We start from the raw sequence: 26,177 nt of genomic DNA, 5'->3' as shown, positions 1-26,177 counted from the left end.
GAACCAAGGAGACATGGGTATGAATGTAGAGAAAGACCGCCTGACCTATCAACAAATACATGTCGTCTGGCCCTATGGCAGTATCCGTCTTCAGCAGATGGACATGCTCCAGGAATGGGGAGATCACGCCAGACTAAGGATACAGGGGGGTGTTGACCCTTCGCTGGCCGAGTCTCTTCTCAAGGAGGCCAGTGCAGACGACAATATCGAGCTATGGTACGATGACGAGCAAGGTACAAGACGTCCCCTATTCATGGGGCAGTTGTATGATGTACAAGTACACCACGCCCCGGAGGAGGCCACGGTTCAGCTGGAGATCATCTCCCACAGCTTCAAGCTGGATACCGAATTCAAGAATCGATCCTTCCAGCGGGTGGATCAACAATTCGTAGAGATTGTAGATATTGTTCTTAATGACTATCCGGGGGCGGACAAGATCGATGAAGCCTTCAGCAAGCAAGCTACAGGGCAGTTCATTCTGCAATATCAGGAGACGGACTGGGCCTTCTTACAGCGCTTGGCCTCGCATGCGGGAGCCACGCTCATTCCGAATACACTGTCCCATCACCCTCAGATCTGGATCGGGATTCCGCAGACGGGTAAGCAGATTCGGCTGGAGGGTGTTCCTTTTACATTGAAAAGAAATCTCGCTCCTTATCTGGATCAGGTCACGAACCGTGGGGCGAGCGTACGTGCAGAGGATTATACCCGTTATGCGTTCGACTGGGATCGTATCCTGCAGTTAGGGGACGAGGTCCAGCGTGGACACGAGGTCTATGTGATTACCCGGCGAGAAGGGAAGCTGGTACGAGGGCTCATGACCTGGTCCTACGAGTGTGCCATTCCCGAAGGGCTGCGAGTACCCAAGAGGTACAACCAGACCATTATCGGTGCGTCGATTGAAGGCAAGATTATCGAGGTCAGCCGGAATCAGGTGCGCTTGCATCTGGATCTGGACAAGCAACCGCCACAAGCGGCTCAATGGTTCCCGTATTCAGCCGAGGGTAATCAGGTGTGGTATCTCATGCCGGAGAAGGGTGCACAGGTGAAGCTGTACTTCCCGGGGCAGGATGAGGATGACGCGATGGTCATTCAATCCGTGAGAACGAAGCCCTCGACGAATGTACCCCGAGCGTCTTCTGCTAGTTCGGCTGCGCCTGGAGCTATCGTCGAATCGCCAGCTCAGCGCCATGCACGGAAGACGGCCGATCCCGGGGTCAAATCCTTTGCCAATCCAGAGGGCAAAGAAATCTCATTAGGCCAGCAGGAGCTGGCGATGCATGCTCAGGAGGGCGCCTTGTACATCAACATGAATGCCCACTATGGTGTGAGCTTGAATAGCACCCAACGTGTCCAGATTCAGGCGTCAGGCGGCCTCAGCCTGTCTGGCGGACGTATTCAGTTCGTCGGCTCTGACGGTCTACATCTGGGTACAACCACGGAGAAGCTGGATCTGGCGGAGCAAGTGAACAGCCAAGGGACGGAGGTACAGCTCGAAGCTTCCGTGCATCAATTCTATGGCGAGCCGCTGCTCTCGGCATTCGAACAGCAGGTAGCTGAGCAAGGGATCGGAATGGTCATGGCCTCCCGCGCCCTGGACAATGCGCTGGAAGAGGGCAAGGGTGCGCTGGATGCTGGCATAGAGTTCGTCGAGGGCGTGTGGAATTTTGCCGTGGATGTCGTCGATATGGGTGCGCAATTGCTCAATCCCGTGGTCGAGCCCGGCGAGATGTTTGGTAAAGGTTTTTTGGAGCATAATGAGACGCAGGCAGGGCTAGGACGTGCTGTGGAGGCAACCGGGACGTATATTGCAGATACGGTCACGCTGAAGAAAAGCTGGTCTGAGCTGGGCAACGACATCGTAGGAGCCGGGGAGTCATTGATTGATCCATTTGTGAAGGTCTATGACGATAAGGGCAACGTGCTCACTCGCAGCGCCGAGGAAAGCTATAATGCGGGATATAACCAGATCAAAGCAGCGGAACGGGCCGTGGATATCATCGGATTTGCAAAAGGTGCGGCTAAGCTCGCCAAGAGTGTCGGAGATGTGAGCAAGGGCACTCCAGCAGTACACGGGGAGTCAACAGGCGGCAAGTCAGGTAGTGGGAGCGGAAATTCAGGCGGGAGGGGTATGGTTGCTCCTCGATGGAATGATACCCTGCACGAGGCGGTCAAAAGTCTGGGTGGAGATGGGAAATTGAAGACGAACGCCCTGCGGCTCCCGCTGGATATGGCCTCGCTGGAGAGCTTTATGCAGAGCCTTGCGAATCGGATGAATATCTTTTCCAAGCGACTCATTCCCGTCGGATTCGGGAAAATCAGTAATGGGCGACCGAGATGGGAGTTCGAGGACTATTCCCGGATGGATAGCAATGGTCGTGGAGGCTCTGGGGGTGGACCGGATAAGCCACCTAGAGATCATCACGAGGATGAACGGAAAAGAAGGGAAGATGAGGAGCAACAGAGAAAGGATGAAGAGGCTGAGGGGACGGGTAATTCTCGGAAGTTAGATGAAACTGTTGATGCTGAATTCATAAGCAAAGTAAAAGAAATGAAGAAAAACCTCCCAAGTAAAATAAGAAATAAATATAATTTTGGATATGCTGAGGTCAATATACAAGGATTAAACAAGAAGGATTATTATGCTCATAGTGGTATAAACAAAATAGAGGATTTAGAAGATCCATCTGCAAGAGCCAAAATACAAGACATTTCTACTGAGCCGCTAGGAAAGGACAAGCTTTTTACAACACAGAAGGTTAATAGAGAAAATATTGTTGACGGTGATGGTGCATGGGATCGAAGTAAAGACACCGAGTTTAAAATTCTTAATGAAGTAGCATCGTCTTTAGGAGATAAAACAGATGTCGCAGGAAATATTAAATTGTATACTGATTTAGATTGTTGCCCAAGTTGTAGTAATGTAATTAGACAATTTAAAGCGAAATATCCTAATATAACTATCGAAGTCATCTATAAAACTAAAGGGGGAGCAAAATAAGTGAGTGATAATTTTTTTGAACTGCAATATTTAATAACTGATAGTTTTTATTTTGAGGTTACAGTACATGAACATACTTATGAACAATCTGCTGGCATTTGCTATCAATCTTTCTATGAATATATTAGCGCTGATAACATCAGTAGTATACTATCCATTTCCTTACTAACCCAATTAATGATGCGACATAATGTTGCATTTACTGAACTAGATATTACTAATATGAAACGAGTCTTAGATTTGTCAGATAAGATTAATTATCAGGACAGCTTAGATGAGCACGAGGTTGAGTATCTAGAAGAGTACTTGGAACTGGTTAAGAATAAATATAAAGAACTAACAAGCAAAGTCTAATAATACACTATTGTTGTGGAGCACGGTTTTCTAGTGAGATACAACACAACTAACGAAGCAACACAGTTAACTGTCGGTGTTCTATCTTTTTTCGATTTTTGTTATGAACAGGGGGATGATGAAGTGATCTCCCCCCCACCCAGTGCCGAATGAGTAGCACGGCTGATTTCAAGTAGACTTAACTTATGTAATACCTATATGAAGATTTTGTTAATTTGTTTGTACGCACATCAAATGCTTAAATTTTATAACCTAAATAACGCTATTCGATCATCAAACAGGTTGATTATGGTCAGATACCACCGTAATTGACCTGTGCTGCTTGTAATGCGGCTTTATCAATTATGAACTTCAATTTATTTCCATCCACCGCCCCAATACACTAAGATGAACATGAACTAGAGGGATGATCGTATCCCTAGCTTTTCTTTTCTGGAAAGGATGAATACATACATGTTAAACCTGGTCTCTGAGCCAATCGGCTTCATCATATCTACGACGGATGTGGAGGTCGTCTACACCGAGCATGGTGGGGCTACAATCCGGCTTGATGCCCAAAAGTCTGATATCCAGCCAGCGAATGCCCTGTCCACGGATATCCGGCCGATAGAACCAATGGAATACGAGGAATTGGAGATTTATTTTCCGATTGTCGCGGAGGTCAATTGTATAAGCTTGAACTTCTACGAGGCACATCATGGGGAGTTCGAGATTCTGGATGGGCAAGGAATGAATGGGTTCTATGCCGTACCGGACTCGCAGCATCTTCAGCAGCGACAGCCTCTATACGACCCGCGCAATCGTCTGAACCTGCGGCATTATCTTATTACAGGGAATGACAGCTATATAGAGCTTATCGCCTCGGATTACAGTATACGCAAGACACAGAAAGAGAAGTAGTGCTACAGAAAATACGAAACAAGGACTTGACCGCAAGCAGCTATCTCTGGATAGCTGTATTTTTGCGTATGGCCACAGCGTTCCAGACTTATAAAAGGTCAAAGAAGCGCTCAGACTATCCTTGCGCAAGATCGGCGGCGTAAAGTAAAGTGCAGACTTTTTATTTAAAATTTTATAGAATAAGAATCGACATATCACAACGTCGTTTGACGCTGACGAGGAGGAAGATTATACGAATGCTGGAGAAAAAGGTGACCTGGCTTGAGCTCTTCTACGATCTGTTGTTCGTCGCTGCGGTCTCCAAAGCCACGCATGTGCTATTGCATGTCGAGCATGGAAGTATTTCACCAGAGCATCTGGGAAAATTCATACTTATTTTCATCCCGATCTGGTGGGCTTGGGTCGGTCAGACGGTGTACGTCAATCGTTATGGTGAGGATCGTAATACACAACGGGTAGCTATGATTGTGCAGATGTTCTTTGTGCTGATTATGATCGCGAGTCTGGACGTGAACTTTGATGCGAACTATTTACCGTTTCTGATCGGATACATCGGTCTAAGGGCGTTAACTGCGATTCAGTATGTGATAACGGCCCGTGCTCACACGCATCATAAGCGCGAGACAGCGAGTTTCTTCGGAAAGTATTTCTGGATTGGCATCGTCATCTCTTGCCTGTCGATTTTTCTGGACTCGGGACTGCGGTATGTGGTGTTGTATGCGGGGATTGCGATCGATATCCTAGTGCCCATCATTGGGCGGCGCAAGCTGGTCATCACACCGATTCAGACGTCACACCTGCTGGAGCGCTTCGCGCTGTTCACCCTTATTTTGCTCGGAGAATCTGTTGTTAGCATGATCTCTGTGCTAGAGGAGCAGCATTTTACGATTCAGTCGATTGTGTATACAGCCTTGTCCTTCATGCTGGTCATTGCCGTCTGGTGGCAGTATTTCGAGAACGTCGAGCGCTATGTGGATAAAGAAAAGCAGACGGCAGGACAGACAATTATGTACGGTCACCTGTTCATTTATCTCTCGCTAAGCATGATGGCTGCATCCTTGCAGCTGCTGTACCTTGGAGGCTTGGAGTATACGTTCATCTTGTGCTTTGTGTTCGGATCGGTACTGCTGTATTTCTGGTCGGTGATGTTCACCTTCCATTCGTTCAAGTTCAGCCATCGCAAGCCGAGCTATAAGCTCATGCTCTCCTTGACATCAGTGATTGGCGTGCTATTCGTATCAGACTTATATCTGGCTGCTTCACCGCAGCTGATACTGGATGAGCTGTTAGCATTCTTTATCATTTTTGCGAAATTAACAGCTTGATATGGAATCACGATGATATGTAGCGGTCTAATCACGGGAATCTGGTGAATCGCGGGAGATCAATGGAGTAGTCTTATGGAGTGCTCTTGACAAAGTAATCTCAACGGCAGGACAAAAAACATGAAGCGGGTAGCAGTGATCGTATGGATCGTGCACCCGCTTGTTTGTATTGGCAGGTATGCTGGTAGCAGAGCCCCTGCTCAAAAGGAGACTGTGCTAACCCCTGCAATTGCCCTAGAGCAGATGCGGATAATGAAAGAGATGATAACTGTTTGTAAAAGATAGACTTACCCGTGGAACTCAGGATCTGTCTGTCGGACCACAGCATAGACCGCCTCTTGCAGCTCTGCATAATCTTCAGGATAGACCAGTTCCGCAGAACTGAATTGTAGCTCTACACCTCGCACACTTCCGGGTGTCAATTCGATTCTCTGCAGCTTAAGCTCAAAGGCAAAGCCATCCGCAAAGGCAACTCCATCCCGATCTCGGTAAGCATAGAGACCTGAAATGTCCTCCAACGTAACGTTCAGTATGCCCTGGTCTGTGAATTGCATATCAATCATCCTCCATGCTAGATTGTAGATAGCAAGAAATGATGTGGAAGCGATTTACTCATATGGAGTATATATGATGGCACAAGACATAGGCAAATTCTCGCATAGACAGCGATAGACTCCATATTTTGCGTGTATGTGGGTTCTGAAGGCCAAGGTTTGTCTGTACAACAGCTATATGTAAGCTCAACAATGTCAATTGGAATTCAAAATGACTTGAGAAATTAGGAGGATTCACATGTCTTTGTCTGAAGAGCAGCAGCAGCAACTAGATCAATTGTTGGATGAGCACAGCTTCACACATGCTCGGTCGTATCTGCAGGAGCAGACGAGAGCGGGAATCCGCTTTATCAAAGCTGGAGCGGCAGACTATGGGCGAGTATGTAGCTCCAGAATAGGCGGGGAGCCGGATCTGCCAGAGGAGTGGGCATGGCCGCTAACCAAGGATGACGTGCCCGTGCCTATGACATTCCTGGCACAGCTTAATTTGGCAGAGCTGCAAGGTGTAGACGCTACAGGCCACCTTCCTGCGAAGGGGATGCTGTATTTCTTCGTAGGAGTGGATGAGCCTGCCTATAACATCGAGCATCGGGTGCTGTATGCCAAGGAAGAGGAATTTCCCACCGCGCGTCGTCGCTCGACTCCTGAGGAAACTGCGCTGGAAGAGGAATTCAACGGTTACCAGCTAGCGGCACGGTCTTCCTTGGAAGCACCGAATTATGCTTACGTGGATTATGATGTGATTGAAGACGAGGAGCATGAGTACGAGGATTATGAGGATCTGCTATTATCTATGAACGAGGAGGAAGACGATGTAGCTGTGATGTTCGGTTATCCAACGGGGCAGCATGACGACGACTTCCATGAGGCAGCTCTTACAATCCTGACGGATAAAAAATATGAATACAGCAAGGAAAAAGCCCTGAAGGCTATTGCTGGACATTTTGATGGAGATGAGACCCGGGCACAGCAGGAAATTGACGATACCTTGATGCTGCTGGAGATCGAGACGGATAGTGAGATCGGCTTTTGCTGGTGGGATGCGGGCGTGCTGCATTTCTTCATCCGTAAAGAGGATCTGCTGGCAGGCAACTTTGAACGAACTTATTGTGCCTTGTATTCGAGCTAGGGAATATAAGGAAATAAGTGATATAGGCGATATAGGTGATATAGGCGATATAAGTAATGTAAATGATGCAAATGATGTAAGTTAAATGAGAGTGGATTGTGGTCACTGAGGAGGTTCTATGTGGGCATGGGGAATTGCGTGCGTTAGTGGTGCGAACCCCAAGCTCACATGAAATCCCCGGGGGATTCGCACCTCAGATTTTGTCGAAACTGAGTCGAATGTGAATAAGGTGTGAACCGGTGGCGTGGAAAAAGCCCTCTATACCTTTCATTTGTACGAAAGTGCGGTAGAATAGAAGGTGGAAACACCTTTTTTACGTTGTTTTCCGCTGTCGCACTCTGTATGAGTGCGTGGATTGAAATTTTTATTTGAGAAACCATAAGAGTGGAATCACTATAAAGTCGCACTCTGTATGAGTGCGTGGATTGAAATAAAAAGGATGGATTGGATTTAATGGGCATGATGCCGGTCGCACTCTGTATGAGTGCGTGGATTGAAATCAGAGAATTAACTATTGATGATTATATGTATATCTTGTCGCACTCTGTATGAGTGCGTGGATTGAAATTCTACTAATAAACCATCTAGTTTATATAATCCAGTTGTCGCACTCTGTATGAGTGCGTGGATTGAAATCAACTATATATGATAAAGAGCCATTGGCAAAATAGTCGCACTCTGTATGAGTGCGTGGATTGAAATTTTTCCTATTATTACATTGTAAATAAGCCCAGTAGTGTCGCACTCTGTATGAGTGCGTGGATTGAAATAGGAAAAACGTCAAATTGAGCATGTCGGAGGCGTGGTCGCACTCTGTATGAGTGCGTGGATTGAAATTGATTGCTGACGGCAAGCTGCTTGACCCTAATGGGTCGCACTCTGTATGAGTGCGTGGATTGAAATAATGATATCGGATCAGCAATCGAGGGGTTAAAGCGCGTCGCACTCTGTATGAGTGCGTGGATTGAAATAATCGTAAGATGTGGATCTCCAGAAAACAGAAACAGTCGCACTCTGTATGAGTGCGTGGATTGAAATAATTACTTTTTCTGCAATTTGTCGGGTGTTACTGGGTCGCACTCTGTATGAGTGCGTGGATTGAAATTGTGGTTGGGATACCGCCGCCGAGGATGGCAGACGGGTCGCACTCTGTATGAGTGCGTGGATTGAAATAAGTCACAGGACTTGGGTACAGCACTGGACCCGTAGTCGCACTCTGTATGAGTGCGTGGATTGAAATTCCTACTGCCGTTCATCCTGTTAGGAGGTATAACAAGTCGCACTCTGTATGAGTGCGTGGATTGAAATATCACAATTAAGCAATTTATTGATTTAATCAAAAAGTCGCACTCAATACGAGTGCGTGGATTGAAATATCACTAGCCAGCTCCCGAACATAATCCCGAACAAGTCGCACTCAATACGAGTGCGTGGATTGAAATTCCTCGGCGTGCCAGATGTCGCCGTCATGATCGACGTCGCACTCAATACGAGTGCGTGGATTGAAATATACAAGTCTTCAGCGTGACAATTTAAGATAAGCGGTCGCACTCAATACGAGTGTGTGGATTGAAATACCTGAAATTGCACGGGTCATCGCGGACGAGCTACGTCGCACTCAATACGAGCGCGTGGATTCAGAAAACTATGTCCATTTTTAAATGTCTCATGTTGCACTCTGTATAATCTCATGGATTAATACAGCTTGTTAAGCTCCAAAATCCTCGTCGTCTAACGGACTAGCAGTCTTGATAACATTACTCTCCGGCACACAATTACTGGATACCAGAAATAACAGGTAAGCTAAAGCTCGAAGTAAGAGGGTCCTTATTGTGGGGCCACTCTTTTTGTTTTCTGCAAAATCCTGGTTTCGAGCATGATCTAATCAAGTACCTGCTTCTTATTCATCAGTCGTCTTAAATGTCATCTATTAATGGAATATTTTGTTTTGAGAATACTAGTGATATAATTAAAGTACTTGTGTATATTAATTCCATAAAACCATAAAAACGTAATTGCGGAGAGGGGTATCTCATGCATACACCCACGATTCGGACAGAAATTAGTGAGTATTTACAGGTTCATAATATGAAAACGAGTGATTTCGCTACTGTTACCGGGCTGAATCCAGGAACAGTAAGTAGTATTTTGACTAGTAATCGTGCTCTGTCTGTACACCAATTGGATTGCGTAACAACAGGAATGGGGAAACCGGAAGACTATTTTTACACCCGATATGTTCAAGATTATATCGTTGATACATCTCTGGATTGGAGGAGAGTTAAATCCTTTCTTAATCGCTGTGCGGTATTGAATCGTTTGGATTGTATAGCCCAAGTAGTAGTTCTACTGATGGACAATTTTACATATTATGCAGGGCTGGTTTTCGACCTGGCAGAAGATTTTTTTGAGCAAAAGCAATACGAAGCCGCAGCATTACTCTATAGAAATGTTGCTTTTAGCGAGAAGAACCAGCATTCTGAACGTCTAGCTACTTGCCACTACAGATTGTTTCAGATGCGCATTGGTGATGATCAAATTCAAAATATGAAAGCAGCAATTGAATTTGAACCGTATGCCGAACGGCTGGAGGAAATCGAGCAACTGGACGCACTGAAAGACCTCGCCAATCTCTACCGTGCTATAGGACAATGGGATAAGGTGTTTGAATTAGCCCAGAACATGGGGCGGAAAGCCAAGATCCAGTATAGGCTCAAGCATCAGAGTGGCCGGAAAAACAATGATGCATTCAATAAACTCAGCAAGCCACTATTTACGTATATAGCATATTCGGACCACTTATCTGCAAGCGCCTGTGACGAGCGTGGAGACTATGAGCAGGGCGCACGTCATATTCAGGCATATGGTGACCTCAGTTGGGTAAAGGAAGAAGATCCTGAAGCTCTGCATTGGATACAAACATACCGAGCATGGGCTGAAATTAATGCTTGTGTGAATAAACTTATGTCAGGTGATATGAGCGTTCTTCACCAGTACGTAGATTATATTGAGAACAAACAGGACAATATCTTCGTGGAACTGATAAATGTTCTAGAAGTGGCTATGCTTCATAACGTAGATATAGACTCCATTATTGAGCGTTTTGAACATCGGGTCATGGATTCATGGGATCAGGAGTCGGATGACGTGTACACCCGAAATGTATTACCAGATGAAATGGCTAGATTCTGGTATAAAACGGCAAAATATCGTTTCGGACGTGGTTCTTATTTGTATGGCTTTAAATCTTTAATTCTATGTTTGGAATTATCTGTTACTATTAATAATAGATCACGGATACTAAGTGCGATGGGCCTATTTGAGTATTATCGTGATTATTCTACACCCGAAACACAGAAGCAGTTTAACAAAATTATCAAGGAGGTATGGGTTAAACATGATGAAAAGGATGGTTTCTTCTATAGTTTTAATTAGTTGCTTTATGGCGGTATGCTTCATAAATCCACTAATCCCAGAAGTTCCAGGAGAGCAGCCGATATCGCCTATAGTTATTCAACCACAGGGACATACAGGCGGGATGTAACATTTTAAATGATGGATTTCTCAATACATAGTGTTGTAGCTCCTTTGTTAGTTGTAATGCAGAGAAGGGGCCTTCCCGATCCGATTGGTGGATTAGGAAGGCTCCTTCGCTATAAGCTGGATTAGTCTTTTGGGCTTAAGTTACGAATTGCCGGTGCAGACATCTGGTGCGAACCCCAAGCTCACATGAAATCCCTGGGAGATTCGCACCTCAGATTTTGTCGAAATCGAGTCGAATGTGTATGGAATGTGAATGGGTTCGAGTTGAAAGTATGAGTTGCGTTTTATTTCTTCGGGTCTACGTTAAAATAAAGATGGAAACAACTCTTTTACGTTGTTTTCCGCTGTCGCACTCTACATGAGTGTGTGGATTGAAATACATAGTTAGGACTTCGTTTTTCTGACAGCATTTGGTCGCACTCTACATGAGTGTGTGGATTGAAATAATTGTGACTGGCTGAGTTTTACAGCCGACTTTGCGTCGCACTCTACATGAGTGTGTGGATTGAAATTCAATAGATAAAAATAGAGAACAATATATAGAATTGTCGCACTCTACATGAGTGTGTGGATTGAAATCCCATACGGAATAAGATACCTGGCGCAGAAGGTTGTCGCACTCTACATGAGTGTGTGGATTGAAATAACGATGCGCTGATCGGCATTGAGATGAACTTTAATGTCGCACTCTACATGAGTCGTGGCTTGAAATTGGTAATCGCCTTCCTGTTCCTCGTTGTTCTTGGTCGCACTCTACACAAGTCCATGAAAAATTGCTGCTGCTCAGTAGAGCGGCTTTTTTTCGTTCAGCAAGGACACTTTAGATTTTCGCATGTTTATCACAATTTTCTACAAAATAATATAAATTTAGAAGGTTTTCTAGCTAAGAGGTCGAATGGTAAGAATATAAGTCTATGTCCTATGAACTATTCGATGTCGTATATTCGTGCTTCGATAAGATGATTGGGGTGAGCCATACGAACTATATTGCACATATTCGTGAATCAGATAAGACGATACAGACCGTCCCTGAGCATTTGTCGGGGGTACGAGAGTATGCGGAGCAGGCAGGGTCTAAGATTGGATTCAGACATTTCGCAGGACTGACTGGATTGCTGCATGATCTGGGCAAGAACACAGAGGAGTTCTTGACGTATATCCAGCAAGCTGCGGCTAGCACCAAGCTGGAAGACGCGCCGCGCAGAGGCTCGGTAGATCATTCAACAGCAGGTGGACGACTGATTCACTCCAGATACCATACCAAAGATGCCAAGCCAGAGCACCAGTATACAGCAGAGTGGTTAGCAAATTGCATTATTTCGCATCATCAAGGGCTAAGAGATTATATACCACCGGATGGTGTATCTCCCTATCTGGAACGAGTAGAGCAGCGTATGCTGAAGCAGTATGAGGAGGCAGTCGATGAATTTTTCCGGCATGTTCCTCCGCACGAATTAGACGAGCTATTCGCTCTGGCTACAGATGAATTCAAGCAGTATTTACGCTCGATCCGGGAACATCAGCTTCCTCCTATCGTAGCTACCTTGCTGTTGAAGTATATTTTTAGCTGTCTCATTGATGCAGACCGCACCAACACCCGTTTATTTGAGGAAGAAAAGGCTGATCATTCGGAGGCTCTTTCTCAAGTAACAGATTCCCCACGCAAGCACCATTCATTTTTTCTCTCCAGCTATGAAGCGCTCATGGCACATCTTCACGAGTTAGACCAACAACAAGAAGGCAACCCACAGATCAAGCGACTGCGACAGGAGATGTCTGAGCAGTGTGAGAAGGCAGCGTATCGCCCGTCCGGTACATACACGTTGTCCATTCCAACAGGGGGCGGCAAGACGCTTGCGAGTATGCGCTATGCGCTCAGGCATGCCCTGGAGACGGGGAAAGACAGGATTATATATGTCGTTCCTTACACAACGATTATTGAACAAAATGCGAAAGAGATACGTAAGATTCTTGGAAACGAAGACATGATTCTGGAGCATCACTCCAATGTGGTCGATCATAGTGATGATGAACGTACTGCCGAAGATGATGGGGAGGTCTATGAGACACGACGCAAGCAGACTAAGCTAGCGCGAGATCATTGGGATCGCCCGATTATTTTTACGACAATGGTGCAGTTTCTGAATACTTTTTTTAGCTCAGGAACACGCAATGTACGTAGATTGCATCGGCTGGCTAATGCTGTGCTGATCTTTGACGAGGTACAGTCGGTGCCTGTGCATTGTATATCCTTGTTCAACTCGGCGTTGAACTTTTTGCAAGTCGTTGGTGGCGCAAGTTTGGTATTATGCACAGCTACACAGCCTGCGCTGAACTATGTTAAACATGAGCTGCGGCTCTCACCCGATGCCGAGATGATTAAGGGCCTGAGTGATGTTGAGCAGAGCTTTCGGCGGGTCGAGCTCGTCGATCTGGCAACAGATGCACCGTCTGGCTGGGGAGCAGAGCAGATTTCAGAGTTTCTCCAGGAGCAGATGTGTGAGGTGAATAATGCGCTTGTCATTCTGAATACGAAGGCTGCTGTTCGCAAGCTGTATAGCCAATTACAGTCTGCGGATTGGGTGCGCGAGCAGAACATTCGAGTAGTTCATCTAAGCACAAATATGTGCGCGGCACATCGTAAGTATGTACTGTCTGATGAGGACACGGGGCTGATTCCATCTTTGGAGCATGAACGTATCATCTGCATTAGTACCCAGCTTATTGAGGCAGGTGTAAATATCAGCTTCGAGTGTGTGGTTCGTTCGCTTGCTGGATTAGACTCGATTGCACAGGCGGCAGGGCGGTGTAATCGGCATGGTCGTGACGTTATACGCAAGGTGTACATTATTCGCTGTGCTGATGAGAATCTGACGCGATTGCGGGAGATTCAAATTGGGGCAGATACGACTGAGGATGTATTGCGTGAATATCGTGGGAAGCCTGAACTATTGCTTTCTGCGGAGGCTATGAGGTTGTATTTTGAAAAGTATTACTGTCAAGTACAGCAAAAGATGCATCATCCGATTCCCAAGCTAGAACAGAATTTATTCGATCTAATAAATACAAATGCATATTACAAAGACAGCTATCTAAATCGCAACGGTACACTTGGGAATCTCAAGAACACGGCTGCTATTGCTACTGCAGATCGTTATTTTGAAGCGATAAATAGCCATGCTATACCTGTCCTGGTGCCATATGAAGAGGGGAAGAATCTCATTCTTGATTTAAACGGCGAACTTCCACACGGTCCCGATGTCTTAGGGGACCTGTTTCGTAAGGTACAACTATACACGATTAACATTCAACGGCATCAGCTTGATCGGCTATATAAGGAGGGAGATGCCTATCCGTTACTCCATGGACAAGCCTGGGCGCTGGCTGAGACTGCCTACTCGTTGGAGTATGGTCTCACATTGGAGTCAGAAGGCGAGTGGGGTTCTATGGTGCTATAAAGCGAATTAGAAATCTAAAATGAAAACAGCAGATCTCCCTAATAAGGAGTCTGCTATCTTCTTGGACATAAGAAAAAACAATTTTAAATCCACGCTTGTGAAAGCGACCACCTCATTTAATCAAAAATAATAGTAGAAAGCAAGATAATTTTGGTGTAATGTTAAGTCAGATATTTCCATAATAACATTAGAAATAACAAGAAGATATTAATTGGATTGGAGAGAATAATTTTATGCTTCAGTCAAGAGGTGGAAGCTGGAGAGAGTCGGATTTTAAAGAGTCTGCTAAAGAACTGTCAAGTGATTATCTTCAGCAGATGACAGATTCAATGTTTCTTTTATTAGAAGAATGCAGAGTAAAGCAAGATGAATTGATGAAGTTAACATCGGTTTTACAAAATCATAGTAAATTCCTTGTTTATGAATTGGAAAGGAGACAATTGATTAAATAGAAAGTACTTGTATAGCTGATTTGAATAATTTTGGAGAAAAGGCGGTAGGGGAATTCTCCCCTACATGGCCTTACTTTGAAAGGAGGCATACAGATGAGGAACCAGATTGAATTTGAAGTATGGGGCCAATATGCGCTGTTCACCGACCCATTGACCAAGCTAGGTGGAGAGAAATTCAGTTATCAGGTGCCTACCTATCAGGCGCTTAAGGGTATCGCTGAATCCATATATTGGAAACCGACAATAATCTGGATTATAGACGAGGTGCGGATCATGAACCCGATCCAAACGGAATCGAAAGGGATGCGTCCGATTGAATATTCAGGTGGTAACACGCTAGCCTATTACACCTATCTCAAGGATGTACGTTACCAGGTGCGTGCTCATTTTGAATTTAATGAGTATCGAGAGGATTTGGCACATGACCGTAATGAACACAAGCATCACAACATCTCCAAGCGAGCTGTCCATGTAGGCGGACGGCGAGATGTTTTCCTGGGAACGAGAGAGTGCCAAGCCTATGTGGAGCCATGTGTATTTGGTGAGGGAAAGGGTGCTTACGACGATGTGCCTGAACTGGACTTCGGCATCATGGTACATGGAATCAACTATCCAGATGAGACAGGCAGGCAGGAACGGGAAATTAGGCTATGGCGGGCCAGAATGGACAGAGGTGTGATCGTCTTCGATCGTCCAGAGGATTGTACCCTCATTCGTAGAGCTGGAGAGGGAGTAGCTAAAAGCTTCAATTCAACGAATATGCAGTCCGTCGATGAGCTGTATGAGGAACTACTTGGAAGCGGGGTGAGTGAATGACCTGGCTGGCTAATCTGAGCAAGACTTATGACGATCATGAGCAGTCCGTCGGAAAATTTGAGTTGAAAAAAGATGGGCGTGAATATGCGCTTATTCCAGTCTCTCACACCACACAGACCGCTCATATTGAGATTCATCTGGATATAGACGGTCAATTTTTACGTGCAAGAGTCATCCCTAAAGAAGAAGGAAGTACGATTATACCCTGCACGGAGGCTGCAGCAAGTCGTACCAGTGCGCCAGTACCGTATCCTTTATTTGACAAGCTCCTGTATGTAGCTGGGGACTATGCACAATATTGTGCAGAGCCTAAGGGAACTCCTCATCAGGACTATCTCAATCAGTTAAAGTCATGGTGCGATTCATCTTATGGCAACCGCAAGATACGCAGTGTCTATGAATATGTGCGAAAAGGCACCTTGATCGCCGATCTGGTCAGCCGTGAGATTCTATGGACGGATAGCCGTGATAAGCTGCTGGATAAATCAACACCTGAATTAGATCAACGCCCGGAAGGAAAACCAGCCATATTCAATGTTATTGCGGGAGAACAAAGCGGGGCTTTCGTAAGATTCGCTGTTCAAGTACCAGAAGAGAGCGAGCATCGTCTATGGCGTGATAAGGAAGTACAGCAGTCTTTTGTTCGATTCTATGCTTCCATGATGATGGATACAGATGTGTGCTATGTCAGTGGTAAGAGAGAGCCCGTCGCGGACAAGCATGCTTCACGAATCCGTCACTCTGGCGACAAATCCAAGCTGATTTCTGCTAATGATTCTAGTGGATTTACCTATCGTGGACGCTTTCGCACCAGCCGCGAGGCAGCGACAGTCAGCTATGAGGTATCGCAGAAGGGGCATAACGCATTGAAGTGGCTAATTGAGCGTCAAGGGACGACGAAGGATGGAAAAGTATTTCTGGTGTGGGGGAGCAAGCAGTTGGAGCTACCCGAACCACAGGAGGATACATACGACCTCTTTGCTGCACATGCAGTTGAGCCAGAAGCGATCGGGGATACCACGCATAAGGAATATGCACGGCAAGTGCAGAAGGCGCTGAGTAGCTTGCGACATGACCTGGAGTATGCTGCGCTTGCTGAGGTGAACATCATGATTCTGGATGCTGCGACGCCCGGTCGCATGTCGATTATGTATTATCGGAACATGGAACAGAACAAGTATATTGACCAGCTTGAGCATTGGCACACGACGTGCTACTGGCGGCATCGCTATCGTAAGGACCCGGAAAAGAACACGAGCTATTCGAGCTTCATAGGTGCTCCAGCTCCCAGGGATATTGCATTTGCTGCTTATGGCCCACGTGCCAGTGACAAAGTGGTAAAAGGATTAATGGAACGCCTACTACCGTGTATTGTGGACAGGCGTGACCTTCCCCGTGACATCGTACGAAGTGCTATACAGCGAGCCTCTAATCCTGTTGGGATGGAGGAGTGGGATTGGCAGAAGACGTTAAGTATTGCTTGTGCTCTCGTGAACAAGCACTATTCGAAGGAGGAGTACGGATTGAGCCTGAATACAGAAACAACTGATCGCAGCTATGTGTTCGGACGGATGCTGGCTATTGCAGATGTGCTGGAACGCAGAGCGCTCGGGAAAGAGGAGAAGAGGGCGAGTAACGCCATTCGATATATGAACGCATTCGCACAACATCCTGGTCGCACATGGAGCATTATTCAGTCTAACTTACAACCATATCAAGCCAGATTAGGTAAGGATGCGAAGGATCTTAACAAACTGCTGGATGAGGTCGGTAGCAGGCTCAAGCTGGAGGATTACAGTGATAAGCCACTTAGCGGCTTGTATCTTCTGGGTTTTTATAGCCAGCGACATGATCTATATACAAGTAAGAAAGCGAAGGATGCTGGAGAATCGGCAGGTGCAGGTAGTGAGAAAGATTCAGATCAGGAATCGAACCAGAATTAAATTTGTGATGACAACTATCAATCGTAATTATTAAGGAGGCTAATATAATGAGTACATTGGATCGTAAAATTGATTTTGCTGTAGTGCTGTCTGTACGAAATGCTAATCCCAACGGCGATCCGCTGAATGGGAATCGTCCGCGCCAGAATTATGATGGACTCGGAGAAATCTCGGACGTTGCACTGAAACGCAAAATCAGAAATCGTTTGCAGGATATGGGAGAGGCTATTCTCGTGCAGTCAGACGATCGCCGGAATGACGGATATCGTTCCATTAAGGATCGAGTCGATGCTAACACTGCCTTGCAGGAGCATGCCAAGGGGAAAAAAGCCGACAAAGAATTGTATGCGGATGTTGCCTGTCAGTCTTGGATAGACGTTAGAAGCTTCGGGCAAGTGTTTGCCTTCAGTGGCACGGATGTATCTGTAGGTATTCGCGGGCCTGTCTCGATTCATACAGCGGTGAGCCTGGCACCCATCGACATTTCCAGTATGCAGATTACGAAGAGCGTGAACTCTGTGACCTCCAAGGACCCGGATAAGAAAGGCTCAGATACAATGGGAATGAAGCATCGGGTAGACTTCGGTGTGTATGTATTCTATGGAAGCATTAATACGCAGCTTGCGGAAAAGACAGGATTTACTTATGAGGATGGTTTGAAGATTCGTGAAGCGTTACGGACATTATTTGAGAATGATACCTCTTCAGCTCGTCCAGATGGCAGCATGGAGGTACATGATCTGTTCTGGTGGGAGCATAACTCCAAGCTGGGGCAGTATTCATCGGCGAAGGTACATCGCTCACTGAAGATTGAGCTTAAAGAAGGCGTAGCCGTGGCGAAATCCTATGACGATTACTCGATTCAGCTAACTCCCCTAGAAGGACTGGAACCACAGCGTTATGCCGGACTATAACGAGGAGGATTATCTCCTGCTGTCGGGCATTCAGCACTTTAATTTTTGCCGTCGCCAGTGGGCGTTGATTCATATCGAGCAGCAGTGGGAGGAGAATGTACGCACGATTGAAGGCAGTTATTTGCATCGGAATGCAGATCAGCCGACCACTCGGGAGAAAAGGGGCAATAAGCTCATTGTGCGTGCGTTGCCCATCCATTCCAGGGAGCTTGGGATTACAGGCATCTGTGATGTGGTGGAGTTCGTACAGGATGTGAGCGGGATTGCGCTGGCAGGGGAAGAAGGGGGCTTCTTCCCCTATCCTGTCGAATATAAGCGTGGCAAGCCGAAGCGAAATGATTCGGACCACTCTCAGCTAGTCGCACAGGTGATGTGTCTAGAGGAGATGCTTGGATGCGATATGGATACGGCCTTCTTTTACTATGACGAGATTAAGCATCGGGTAGAGGTACGAATTACGACAGATGACCGGGAGCGAGTCCGTTCCAGTGTGAATGAGATGAGACAGTACTATGAACGTAACTATACGCCCAAGGCCAAGGCAGGCCCTCATTGTAGAAGCTGCTCGCTCATGAATATCTGTGTGCCTGATATCCTTCACAAAAGATCCGTCGCCAGTTATATCGAAAGCAGGTTGAACGAATGAAGAAGCTGCTGAATACACTTTTTGTCACGTTACCAGATACGTATCTGTCCCTGGACGGAGAGAATATCGTCATTAAGCAGGAAGAGAACACGCTTGGACGTTATCCATTACATAATCTGGAGGGCGTCTGTACCTTCGGCTACGCAGGTGTTAGTCCGGCGCTCATGGGAGCTTGTGCTACACGGGGGATTAATTTGACCTTCATGAAGCAATCAGGAAAATTCTTGGCCAGGGTCATCGGGGAGGATCGCGGCAATGTCGTGCTGCGCAAGGAGCAGTACCGTATCTCGGATAGCGAGTCTCGAAGCGCACAGTTAGCCAGAAATATGATTGTAGGTAAACTGTATAACCACAAGTGGATTCTCGAACGGGCGATTCGGGATTATGCGTTGCGGCTGGACACGGAGCGGATGAAGCGAATATCTGCCTTCCTATCAGATACGATGCTACGGGTACGCCAGACCGACCAACTGGATGTACTGCGCGGATTGGAAGGGAATGCGGCAGCACAGTATAACTCCGTATTTGACGATCTGATCCTGCAGCAAAAGGAATCCTTCTACTTCTACGGACGAAGCAAGCGGCCACCTCTCGACAAGGTGAATGCCCTGCTATCTTTCGCGTATACTTTGTTGTCCAACGATATGAAGTCTGCGCTTGAATCCGTCGGACTTGATCCGTATGTAGGTTTCCTACACCGAGATCGACCAGGCCGTCCTTCGCTCGCACTGGATGTTATGGAGGAACTGCGTGGAGTGTATGCAGACCGATTCGTGCTGTCTCTGATCAATAAGAAGATCGTGAATGACAAAGGGTTCTATATCAAGGAGAACGGTGCGGTCATTATGGATGACGATACGCGCAAAAAAGTGATCAAAGCTTGGCAGGAGCGCAAGCAGGAAAGGATACAGCACCCGTATTTGAATGAGCAGATTCCTTGGGGGCTCGTACCTTATGCACAATCGCTGCTACTGGCAAGACATATTCGCGGGGATCTGGATGAATATCCTCCATTTCTGTGGAAGTAGGTGTGAATGATGCTAGTGCTAATCACATATGATGTCAGCACTACCGATGCGGAAGGAAGACGGCGGTTGTCCAGGGTTGCCAAGAAATGCGTAGATCACGGGCAGCGAGTCCAGAACTCTGTTTTTGAATGCATACTGGATGAGACGCAGTATCGACGTTTGAAGCTGGAGCTTGAGGGGCTAATTGATAGGCAAACCGATAGCTTGAGATTCTATAATCTTGGTAACAATTATAAGAAAAAAGTAGATCATACGGGAGTCAAAGCATCCTATGATATGGAAGGTCCGTTAATTCTATAGCGGAATGTATCGGGTTTTGGTCAAAAGTAGTATGTGACTGTCAGGTGCGAACCCCAAGCGCACATGAAAACCCCGGGGGATTCGCACCTCAGATTTTGTCGAAACCGAGTCGAATGTGAATGAAATGTGAACGCCATTCTACTAGTTAAGACATTATGGACATGAAGTAAGACGGATCCACGTTAGAAAAGAGTTGTTTTGCTCTTATTTGAGCCATTTTTCGCTGTCGCACTCAATACGAGTGCGTGGATTGAAATTTGACTATCAAGAAAATGAAATTAAATTATTTCGTCGCACTCAATACGAGTGCGTGGATTGAAATATATCTGCTAATATTTTATTTCTACACATTGTAGAGTCGCACTCAATACGAGTGCGTGGATTGAAATTCCATTTATATCACCTCATATATGATTATATAAGAGTCGCACTCAATACGAGTGCGTGGATTGAAATACTTTGAATCGCGCTGTCTTTTTATTTGTGTTGATCGTCGCACTCAATACGAGTGCGTGGATTGAAATATTTGAACTGACCCGGCGCTACCCATTCCCTTGAGTCGCACTCAATACGAGTGCGTGGATTGAAATGGTATGTCCTGGCCGATATACCGAGCTTAGCAGCAGGTCGCACTCAATACGAGTGCGTGGATTGAAATCCGCTGAGATGATAGCCAATCAAAGCAAGCTTAATGTCGCACTCAATACGAGTGCGTGGATTGAAATTATCTGGCTTGGAGGAATTAGAGATGGAGCTTTATGGTCGCACTCAATACGAGTGCGTGGATTGAAATATATAGCCCCGGTACTTTCTGCAATTCGTTGAAGAAGGTCGCACTCAATACGAGTGCGTGGATTGAAATATAGACTCTTCCAGATCAGCAGCTATCAACCGCTCGTCGCACTCAATACGAGTGCGTGGATTGAAATCAATTAATATTTATGATGATAATGGAACAATTATAGTCGCACTCAATACGAGTGCGTGGATTGAAATAAAATATCGGTTATCTACTGATAAATGCCAATCTCGTCGCACTCAATACGAGTGCGTGGATTGAAATTTTCCAAGTTTTAATTTATATGAATGGAATATAGAGTCGCACTCAATACGAGTGCGTGGATTGAAATTGCATAATCCCTACAAATATTCGAATAAATCCGCTGTCGCACTCAATACGAGTGCGTGGATTGAAATTGCATAATCCCTACAAATATTCGAATAAATCCGCTGTCGCACTCAATACGAGTGCGTGGATTGAAATTGCATAATCCCTACAAATATTCGAATAAATCCGCTGTCGCACTCAATACGAGTGCGTGGATTGAAATTGCATAATCCCTACAAATATTCGAATAAATCCGCTGTCGCACTCAATACGAGTGCGTGGATTGAAATGATTTTGTTGGTGCGGTAGAAGTTTTGACCGGGGTGTCGCACTCAATACGAGTGCGTGGATTGAAATAAAAGCTTGGGTCGTTACACCGGGCGAGATGTAGTCGCACTCAATACGAGTGCGTGGATTGAAATAGGACGTTGCGTATTCGATCAAGACAAGATCGTCAGTCGCACTCAATACGAGTGCGTGGATTGAAATTTGGTCTTGTACACTGGATGAGTCCGCATTCCGAAGTCGCACTCAATACGAGTGCGTGGATTGAAATTTTTCAAGTTTCAGGGCTGAACATTGTTGGCGAGTGTCGCACTCAATACGAGTGCGTGGATTGAAATACGAAGTGGGACATGAGCCTTACCATCAACGACGAGTCGCACTCAATACGAGTGCGTGGATTGAAATCCTATTGTTGTAGTCTAAATAATCCATGTCTGACAGTCGCACTCAATACGAGTGCGTGGATTGAAATCAGACATAGAGCGGAAACAGTTGCTTGAAGGTGAGTCACACTCTATACGAGTGCGTGGATTGAAATACAACTCGCCCGGTGTACCCGGTTGATCGCATGGAGGACACACTCTAATAGACGTTTAAATAACGCAGCTTCACATTCATGTCTAGTGCTGGCTGGGGACTCAATAGTTAATTAGCGATAACGTATCTCTCTTATTCTTTGATATTAAAGTTTTTGTGTACTTGTAATCACATGCATTTAGTATAGCATGTGATTATTTACGTGCATAATTTATGCATGTTAGAATATACTTAGAAAGGAGGATGATTTTGGGCTACTCATCACGCAGCATTATAAAGAAGATTGAAGCGGATGGGTGGTACTTGGTTAGGGTCAGAGGCAGTCATCATCAGTTTAAACATCATATAAAACAATGCCTAGTAACAGTGCCACACCCGTCAAGGGATTTAGACCCTAAAACAGCAAAATCCATACTCAAACAGGCGGGACTACAGTAGCCCTTCCTCAAGGAGGTTATATATAAACTATGGATAAATTCATTTATCCCGCAATTTTTGAGAAAGGTGAAAACATTGGCTACACCGTGACCTTTCCCGATCTACCGGGTGCCATTACCGAGGGAGATGACATGGAGGAAGCATTGCGTATGGCTCGTGAGTGTTTGGAATTGCATTTGTTTGGAATGGAAGAGGATCAGGATAAAATCCCAAATCCTACAGATCCAACAGCAGTATTAGCGCCTAAGGATTCTTTTGTCACCATGATTGAAGTGAGAATGGGATCTATCCGAGATGAGATGATGAACAAGTCTGTTACGAAAAATGTAACCATTCCACGCTGGCTTGAGAAGGAAGCTGCGCGTGAGAAGCTTAACTTTTCCCAAGTGCTTCAACAGGCGTTAAAGGAACGCCTAGGAGTGAAGGACTACCCGACAGCCAAATAGGGATATATTGCATGCAACATTTTTTGTAGTTCCTTACACTACGGTTATTGAACAGGTCGCACTCTACACGAGTGCGTGGATTGAAATTTCCTCTCTTGTTACTAAGTACAATGCCCTTAGTAGTCGCACTCTACACGAGTGCGTGGATTGAAATGTTCCGGAGCGCAAGGACTCAAAAAAGCGGCAAGCGTCGCACTCTACACGAGTGCATAGATTGAAGCCCTGCAACGTTTTGATTCCAGCCGTTTTGACTGTATACGATTGTGGACTTAAACGATCTAAAATAGAGCGTGGTTAGGGGAAAGCGGGGAAGCCCTAGAGAAACGGAGTGCCCATCTTTAAGCTTGCTGTTCATCCGCTTTCCATTTCGTTCGAAAGAACAGCAAGCTTAACCATGGTCGATAGGGCTCCCCGCTTGCAGCGGCTCTACACTCACATTAATCTGGTCAAGGTAATAGTCACACTTTTGAAAAGTGCTCGGTTTAAAGTGGTCATTGTCGATTGTCGATCTTTTACGCCTTCGTTTGAATAGTCACACTCTACACACCGTGGAGGGATATTATGAAACCCAAACAAAGATCAAGGTTTAGACTTCTAGCTGGATCTTGTTACTTCAAGTTCAAAAGATACTTGAAGTGGCATTTTGGACATGTAAAGTTTGCTTCTCGTATAGAAAATGAAAAGCTCCCATATATCACCTTTACACACCAGACCCCTCTGCTAAGAAAGCTTAAAGAGGTCGATATGTGGCTGCAACACAACAAAATCATTAATCTGAAGATCGCCAAGCAAAAGCTAAATAAGATTACGATTGCTCCGGGAGAGACGTTTTCATACTGGAAGCTAATCGGCAAGCCTACCAAAAGAAAGGGCTACGTGGAAGGAATGACGTTATTCTACGGAACGTTCAGGCCTGGTGTGGGGGGAGGGCTTTGTCAGTTATCCAATCTCATTTACTGGATTACGTTGCACACGCCGTTGGTCGTGACCGAAAGACACAGACACAGCTATGACGTGTTCCCTGATGCGAACCGAACTCAACCATTTGGTAGTGGGGCCACGTGTTCCTATAATTATCTTGATTTGCAAATTTACAACCCGACAGATCAGCCCTACCAGTTAGTCATTGACATCGACAAGGAGTACCTGTACGGTGAGTGGAGAACGACAGCGAAGCCGACCCACATCTATGAAATATACGAACGAGATCATAAGATCACCCAAGAATACTGGGGTGGCTATGTAAGAACTAATATGATATATAAAAGAAAATATAATCTGCATCAAGAGCTTGTATCGGATGAGTTAGTTACGAGGAATCATGCGCTTATGATGTACCAGCCATTTTTAGAGTCACCGCTGTAATATATAATTGAAGAACCAGAGCCACCGCAGGATGAAAAATCCAGCAGGGTGGTTCTTTTTTTCACCTGTCTAGTATGCCATCATTATAGCTGGGGGCGATAAGGGATGTTCCAGGATTTCAGGCTGGTCGGAGACCGTCCAGTCGCATTACAAGTGAAAGAATACGTCACACGTTTAATCATAAAAGGATCACTCCAAGCGAACCAGAAGCTGCCCTCCACGAGAGAAATGAGCACGCTGCTGCAGGTGAGCCGCAATTCGGTCATCGCAGCCTATGAAGACTTGCAGGATGATGGTTATACGTATGCCCTTCCCGGGAAGGGCAGCTATGTCGCAGCCATGGCAGGCCAGTCGGCGGCAGCTCAAGGAGCGGCTGATGACACGGCAGCTTGGCAGATGGACTGGAAGTCCAGAATGAACGATTATGCAGTCGCAGCCGTAGAGCTGGACCTGATGAAGAAGGGCATTCGTGCACCCAAAGGCACGATTTCGTTCACAAGCATTGCCCCGGATGAGCAGCTGTTTGATCTGGGCGATGTGAAGCGTGCCTTCATGGACCGGATGGCCATCGAGGGGCAGGTGCTGCTCAACTATGGCTACGCCAAAGGCTACAAGCCGTTAATGGATTACCTGATGCGTTATATGGAGAATAAGGGCGTCGATCTGAGCGGCAAGGATATGCTGATTACTAGCGGATTCACCGAGGGGTTCGACATCGTGCTCTCGGCACTGCGTCCTACGGTGGGCCGTGGGGCGGCCCTTTGTGAGAATCCGACCCACCATACGGCGATCAAGAATTTGAGGCTGCATGGCTTTGAGATTACAGGCATTCCGATGCAGCGCGACGGTCTGGATGTGGATCAGCTAGAGCAGGTATTGGAGCAGCAGACCGAACAGTTCGATCTGGCCTATCTGACACCCTCGTATCACAATCCAACAGGTATCGTCATGTCACCCGCCAAGCGTAGTGCCGTGATGCAACTACTGACGCGCTACCAGATCCCAGTGATTGAGGATGGCTTCAATGAGGAGCTGCGTTATTCAGGAGCACATGTAGCTCCATTAATCGCGACAGCAGGAAATGGTAACGGAGTCATCTATATCGGCAGCTTCTCCAAGGTGCTGTTTCCTGGTCTGCGAGTAGGCTGGGTGCTGGCTGACAAGGCGCTCATTGATACGCTGGAGAGCATGAAAAGGGCACGTACCATTCATACATCAACGATCGATCAATCGATCTTATATCAATATTTGCTGAACGGAAATTTCGATAAATATGTCAAAAAGGCGCGTGCCGAATACAAGCGAAAATATGAATGGACCAAGACATGCTGTGAGACGCATCTTCCAGAGGCTCAACTGTCGGGTGATGGGGGCTTGCATCTGTTTCTTACGTTTCCGGCTGACCTCGATACACGTCAATTGCTGGAGGCTTGCTTAGCGCAAGGGGTTATTTTTACGCCAGGAGACAGATTCTTCGTACAGGAGGGTGAAGGGGAGAACACGTTGCGGCTAGGCTTTTCGCGAGTAACGGATGAGCAGATTGAAGAGGGGCTTCGGATGATCGGTGAGCAGGCACGTCGCTTGCTCGGGAAGTAGAGTTATATACACAAATTGAGGAGCAGCAGCAACCGAGAG

19 protein-coding genes and 3 CRISPR repeat arrays are annotated in these 26,177 nt (G+C 46.1%); of the genes, 18 read left to right on the top strand and 1 reads right to left on the bottom strand.

Going from position 1 to position 26,177, the window contains the following annotated elements; genetic code table 11:
* Window positions 1-19: 19 nt before the first annotated feature.
* From D328_RS29630 to D328_RS0123120, 4 genes are all read left to right on the top strand, one after another.
* Window positions 20-3,001 (top strand): deaminase domain-containing protein, encoded by a 2,982-nt coding sequence (locus tag D328_RS29630; RefSeq protein ID WP_018887436.1) that lies wholly within the window; start codon window positions 20-22, stop codon window positions 2,999-3,001.
* Window positions 3,002-3,355, top strand: a complete 354-nt coding sequence (locus D328_RS0123130; protein ID WP_018887435.1) for a hypothetical protein — start codon at window positions 3,002-3,004, stop codon at window positions 3,353-3,355.
* A gap of 453 nt (window positions 3,356-3,808) precedes the next feature.
* Window positions 3,809-4,255 carry a hypothetical protein gene (locus D328_RS0123125; RefSeq protein ID WP_018887434.1) on the top strand — a complete coding sequence of 149 codons (447 nt, stop codon included), beginning with the start codon at window positions 3,809-3,811 and terminating at the stop codon, window positions 4,253-4,255.
* Window positions 4,256-4,491: 236 nt separating this feature from the next.
* Window positions 4,492-5,580, top strand: coding sequence for a low temperature requirement protein A (locus D328_RS0123120; RefSeq protein WP_018887433.1), 1,089 nt, complete (start codon window positions 4,492-4,494; stop codon window positions 5,578-5,580).
* 287 nt (window positions 5,581-5,867) lie between these two features.
* On the opposite strand, the gene D328_RS0123115 is transcribed toward D328_RS0123120, so the two are convergent.
* The gene (locus D328_RS0123115) at window positions 5,868-6,134 is read right to left on the bottom strand and encodes a hypothetical protein (protein WP_018887432.1); all 267 of its coding nucleotides are present in this window, start codon (window positions 6,132-6,134) and stop codon (window positions 5,868-5,870) included.
* A gap of 238 nt (window positions 6,135-6,372) precedes the next feature.
* Between D328_RS0123115 and D328_RS0123110 the strand changes: the two genes are divergently transcribed.
* From D328_RS0123110 to D328_RS0123045, 14 genes are all read left to right on the top strand, one after another.
* Entirely contained in the window at window positions 6,373-7,263 is an 891-nt protein-coding gene (locus D328_RS0123110; RefSeq protein ID WP_018887431.1) for a YwqG family protein, read from the top strand.
* 330 nt (window positions 7,264-7,593) lie between these two features.
* A CRISPR array of direct repeats spans window positions 7,594-8,906; the repeat unit is 32 nt; unit sequence GTCGCACTCAATACGAGTGCGTGGATTGAAAT.
* Between the two features lie 391 nt (window positions 8,907-9,297).
* Entirely contained in the window at window positions 9,298-10,698 is a 1,401-nt protein-coding gene (locus tag D328_RS0123105) for a hypothetical protein (RefSeq protein WP_018887430.1), read from the top strand.
* Window positions 10,699-11,152: 454 nt separating this feature from the next.
* Window positions 11,153-11,451: direct repeats of the CRISPR family, unit length 32 nt; unit sequence GTCGCACTCTACATGAGTGTGTGGATTGAAAT.
* Between the two features lie 269 nt (window positions 11,452-11,720).
* The gene (locus tag D328_RS0123100) at window positions 11,721-14,264 is read left to right on the top strand and encodes a CRISPR-associated helicase/endonuclease Cas3 (protein ID WP_018887429.1); all 2,544 of its coding nucleotides are present in this window, start codon (window positions 11,721-11,723) and stop codon (window positions 14,262-14,264) included.
* Window positions 14,265-14,497: 233 nt separating this feature from the next.
* On the top strand, window positions 14,498-14,716 hold the full coding sequence (locus D328_RS0123095) for a hypothetical protein (protein WP_018887428.1): 219 nt from the start codon (window positions 14,498-14,500) through the stop codon (window positions 14,714-14,716).
* A gap of 93 nt (window positions 14,717-14,809) precedes the next feature.
* Window positions 14,810-15,532 carry a type I-C CRISPR-associated protein Cas5c gene (cas5c, locus tag D328_RS0123090; RefSeq protein WP_018887427.1) on the top strand — a complete coding sequence of 241 codons (723 nt, stop codon included), beginning with the start codon at window positions 14,810-14,812 and terminating at the stop codon, window positions 15,530-15,532.
* Complete coding sequence (cas8c, locus tag D328_RS0123085; protein ID WP_018887426.1) at window positions 15,529-17,475, top strand: type I-C CRISPR-associated protein Cas8c/Csd1; 1,947 nt, start codon at window positions 15,529-15,531, stop codon at window positions 17,473-17,475. The genes cas5c and cas8c overlap by 4 nt, the downstream gene beginning before the upstream one ends.
* A 47-nt stretch (window positions 17,476-17,522) precedes the next feature.
* Window positions 17,523-18,389: a type I-C CRISPR-associated protein Cas7/Csd2 gene (gene cas7c, locus D328_RS0123080; protein WP_018887425.1), complete on the top strand. Its 867-nt coding sequence runs from the start codon at window positions 17,523-17,525 to the stop codon at window positions 18,387-18,389.
* The gene (gene cas4, locus D328_RS0123075) at window positions 18,376-19,035 is read left to right on the top strand and encodes a CRISPR-associated protein Cas4 (protein WP_018887424.1); all 660 of its coding nucleotides are present in this window, start codon (window positions 18,376-18,378) and stop codon (window positions 19,033-19,035) included. Before cas7c ends, cas4 begins: the two co-directional genes overlap by 14 nt.
* A complete protein-coding gene (cas1c, locus tag D328_RS0123070) occupies window positions 19,032-20,063 on the top strand; it encodes a type I-C CRISPR-associated endonuclease Cas1c (protein WP_018887423.1) in 1,032 nt (343 codons plus the stop codon). The genes cas4 and cas1c overlap by 4 nt, the downstream gene beginning before the upstream one ends.
* A gap of 9 nt (window positions 20,064-20,072) precedes the next feature.
* Window positions 20,073-20,363, top strand: coding sequence for a CRISPR-associated endonuclease Cas2 (gene cas2, locus D328_RS0123065; RefSeq protein ID WP_026281347.1), 291 nt, complete (start codon window positions 20,073-20,075; stop codon window positions 20,361-20,363).
* A gap of 225 nt (window positions 20,364-20,588) precedes the next feature.
* Window positions 20,589-22,294: direct repeats of the CRISPR family, unit length 32 nt; unit sequence GTCGCACTCAATACGAGTGCGTGGATTGAAAT.
* A gap of 242 nt (window positions 22,295-22,536) precedes the next feature.
* Window positions 22,537-22,731, top strand: coding sequence for a type II toxin-antitoxin system HicA family toxin (locus D328_RS0123060; protein WP_033413582.1), 195 nt, complete (start codon window positions 22,537-22,539; stop codon window positions 22,729-22,731).
* Window positions 22,732-22,760: 29 nt separating this feature from the next.
* Window positions 22,761-23,177: a type II toxin-antitoxin system HicB family antitoxin gene (locus tag D328_RS0123055; protein WP_018887420.1), complete on the top strand. Its 417-nt coding sequence runs from the start codon at window positions 22,761-22,763 to the stop codon at window positions 23,175-23,177.
* 561 nt (window positions 23,178-23,738) lie between these two features.
* A complete protein-coding gene (locus tag D328_RS0123050) occupies window positions 23,739-24,542 on the top strand; it encodes a VanW family protein (RefSeq protein WP_018887419.1) in 804 nt (267 codons plus the stop codon).
* Window positions 24,543-24,647: 105 nt separating this feature from the next.
* The gene (locus D328_RS0123045; RefSeq protein WP_018887418.1) at window positions 24,648-26,138 is read left to right on the top strand and encodes an aminotransferase-like domain-containing protein; all 1,491 of its coding nucleotides are present in this window, start codon (window positions 24,648-24,650) and stop codon (window positions 26,136-26,138) included.
* The last annotated feature ends 39 nt before the right edge of the window (window positions 26,139-26,177 follow it).

The organism is Paenibacillus massiliensis 2301065 = DSM 16942, from assembly GCF_000377505.1.
Classification (GTDB): Bacteria; Bacillota; Bacilli; order Paenibacillales; family Paenibacillaceae; genus Paenibacillus; species Paenibacillus massiliensis.
This window is presented reverse-complemented; position numbering and strand designations above follow the sequence as displayed.

What these genes read in the sequence shown, in the direction of transcription:
- D328_RS0123105 (WP_018887430.1), top strand. Translation starts at nt 9,298, where the DNA reads ATGCATACACCCACGATTCGGACAGAAATTAGTGAGTATTTACAGGTT.
- cas7c (WP_018887425.1), top strand. Translation starts at nt 17,523, where the DNA reads ATGAGTACATTGGATCGTAAAATTGATTTTGCTGTAGTGCTGTCTGTA.
- cas2 (WP_026281347.1), top strand. Translation starts at nt 20,073, where the DNA reads ATGCTAGTGCTAATCACATATGATGTCAGCACTACCGATGCGGAAGGA.
- D328_RS0123095 (WP_018887428.1), top strand. Translation starts at nt 14,498, where the DNA reads ATGCTTCAGTCAAGAGGTGGAAGCTGGAGAGAGTCGGATTTTAAAGAG.
- D328_RS0123125 (WP_018887434.1), top strand. Translation starts at nt 3,809, where the DNA reads ATGTTAAACCTGGTCTCTGAGCCAATCGGCTTCATCATATCTACGACG.
- D328_RS0123055 (WP_018887420.1), top strand. Translation starts at nt 22,761, where the DNA reads ATGGATAAATTCATTTATCCCGCAATTTTTGAGAAAGGTGAAAACATT.
- cas5c (WP_018887427.1), top strand. Translation starts at nt 14,810, where the DNA reads ATGAGGAACCAGATTGAATTTGAAGTATGGGGCCAATATGCGCTGTTC.
- D328_RS0123045 (WP_018887418.1), top strand. Translation starts at nt 24,648, where the DNA reads ATGTTCCAGGATTTCAGGCTGGTCGGAGACCGTCCAGTCGCATTACAA.
- D328_RS0123120 (WP_018887433.1), top strand. Translation starts at nt 4,492, where the DNA reads ATGCTGGAGAAAAAGGTGACCTGGCTTGAGCTCTTCTACGATCTGTTG.
- cas8c (WP_018887426.1), top strand. Translation starts at nt 15,529, where the DNA reads ATGACCTGGCTGGCTAATCTGAGCAAGACTTATGACGATCATGAGCAG.
- D328_RS0123110 (WP_018887431.1), top strand. Translation starts at nt 6,373, where the DNA reads ATGTCTTTGTCTGAAGAGCAGCAGCAGCAACTAGATCAATTGTTGGAT.
- D328_RS0123100 (WP_018887429.1), top strand. Translation starts at nt 11,721, where the DNA reads ATGTCCTATGAACTATTCGATGTCGTATATTCGTGCTTCGATAAGATG.
- D328_RS29630 (WP_018887436.1), top strand. Translation starts at nt 20, where the DNA reads ATGAATGTAGAGAAAGACCGCCTGACCTATCAACAAATACATGTCGTC.
- D328_RS0123115 (WP_018887432.1), bottom strand. Translation starts at nt 6,134, where the DNA reads ATGCAATTCACAGACCAGGGCATACTGAACGTTACGTTGGAGGACATT.
- cas1c (WP_018887423.1), top strand. Translation starts at nt 19,032, where the DNA reads ATGAAGAAGCTGCTGAATACACTTTTTGTCACGTTACCAGATACGTAT.
- cas4 (WP_018887424.1), top strand. Translation starts at nt 18,376, where the DNA reads ATGCCGGACTATAACGAGGAGGATTATCTCCTGCTGTCGGGCATTCAG.
- D328_RS0123050 (WP_018887419.1), top strand. Translation starts at nt 23,739, where the DNA reads ATGAAACCCAAACAAAGATCAAGGTTTAGACTTCTAGCTGGATCTTGT.
- D328_RS0123060 (WP_033413582.1), top strand. Translation starts at nt 22,537, where the DNA reads ATGATTTTGGGCTACTCATCACGCAGCATTATAAAGAAGATTGAAGCG.